We start from the raw sequence: 1,359 nt of genomic DNA on the forward strand, positions 1-1,359 counted from the left end.
TCTGGCCCGCGTCCTGCACCAGGCGGGCCCCGGAGGCCACCTTGTCGACCGAGGTGTGGATCAGCGCCTTGATCTCCCGCGCCGCTTCGGCGCTGCGCTGGGCCAGGGTGCGCACCTCGCCGGCCACCACGGCAAAGCCGCGGCCCTGTTCGCCGGCGCGCGCGGCTTCCACGGCGGCGTTCAGCGCCAGGATGTTGGTCTGAAAGGCAATGCTTTCGATGGTGGAGATGATGTGCCCCATCTGCTGCGACGACTGGGCCATGCCCTGCACCAGCGCACCCACTTCCTCCATGGCCTTGCCGCCCTGCACGGCCAGTTGGGCGCTTTGCTCGCTGTGGACCTTGACTTCTTCGGTGGACTGCTGGGCATTGGCGACCGTGGCGGACAGCTGCTCCATGGCGGCGGCGGTCTCCTGCAGGTCTTGGGCCTGGCGGTCGGTGCGCTGGGCCAGGTTGATCGAGCCCTGGGTCAACTGGCGCGACATCACGGTGAAGCCGTCGATCTCATGCCGCGCATCGCCCACCACGGCGCGCAGGTTGACGTGGACCTGCTTGAGCCGCTCCAGCAAGAAGGCCATGGGGTGGCGGCCCTGGTAGGCCGGCAGGGCACCATCGAGCTTGCAGCCCGCGATGTCGCCCGCCAGCAAGGCCACGTCTTCGAAGGGACGCGTCACCCGCACATGCTGGCGGTAGAGCGTCAAGGCCGTCAGCAGGGCCAGCACGCCGGCCTGCAGGCCGGTCTGCCAGCCCTGGGTCCAGCCCATCAGCGGAAACAGCAGGGCCACGGCCACCATTGGCAGCAGCAGCGTCGCCAGGCGCTGGGTGAAGCTGGCGCGCTGCAGCTTGCCGAGCTGGTTCAGCAGGCCATGGTGGCGCACGCTGCCGGCGTGCAGGTAGGCGTTGCCCTGGGTGCCGTTGTTCAGGCGCTCGTACAGCGCGCTGGCGGCGCGCACCTCGTTGTCCGTGGGCTTGACGCGCACCGACATGTAGCCCACGGGCTTGCCGTGTTCCATGATGGGCGTGACGTAGGCGCGCACCCAGTAGTAGCGGCCATCCTTGCGCAGGTTCTTGACCACGCCCGACCAGGCGCGGCCATGGCCGATGGTGGTCCACAGGTCCTTGAAGGCCTCGCGCGGCATATCGGGGTGGCGCACGATGTTGTGCGGCTGGCCCATCAGCTCGTCCATGGCATAGCCGCTGACATGTGTGAACGCAGCGTTGCAGTGCGTGATGCGGCCCGTGCGGTCGGTGGTGGACATCAGCAGCTCGGACTCGGGCACCAGGAACTCTTCATCGCGCGCCACCACGGGCGTGGAGGGGGCGGCGCCGTGCGGGGGGGCCGCCCCGGCAGCGGGGCGTG

General features: G+C 69.4%; 1 protein-coding gene. It reads right to left on the reverse strand.

The features are described from left to right. A partial coding sequence (locus SJH88_RS19110) for a methyl-accepting chemotaxis protein (RefSeq protein ID WP_331700494.1) occupies positions 1-1,359 on the reverse strand: 1,359 nt, incomplete at both ends.

The sequence above is a fragment of the Comamonas sp. GCA5 genome, from assembly GCF_036541385.1.
Taxonomy (GTDB): domain Bacteria; phylum Pseudomonadota; class Gammaproteobacteria; order Burkholderiales; family Burkholderiaceae_C; genus Comamonas; species Comamonas aquatica.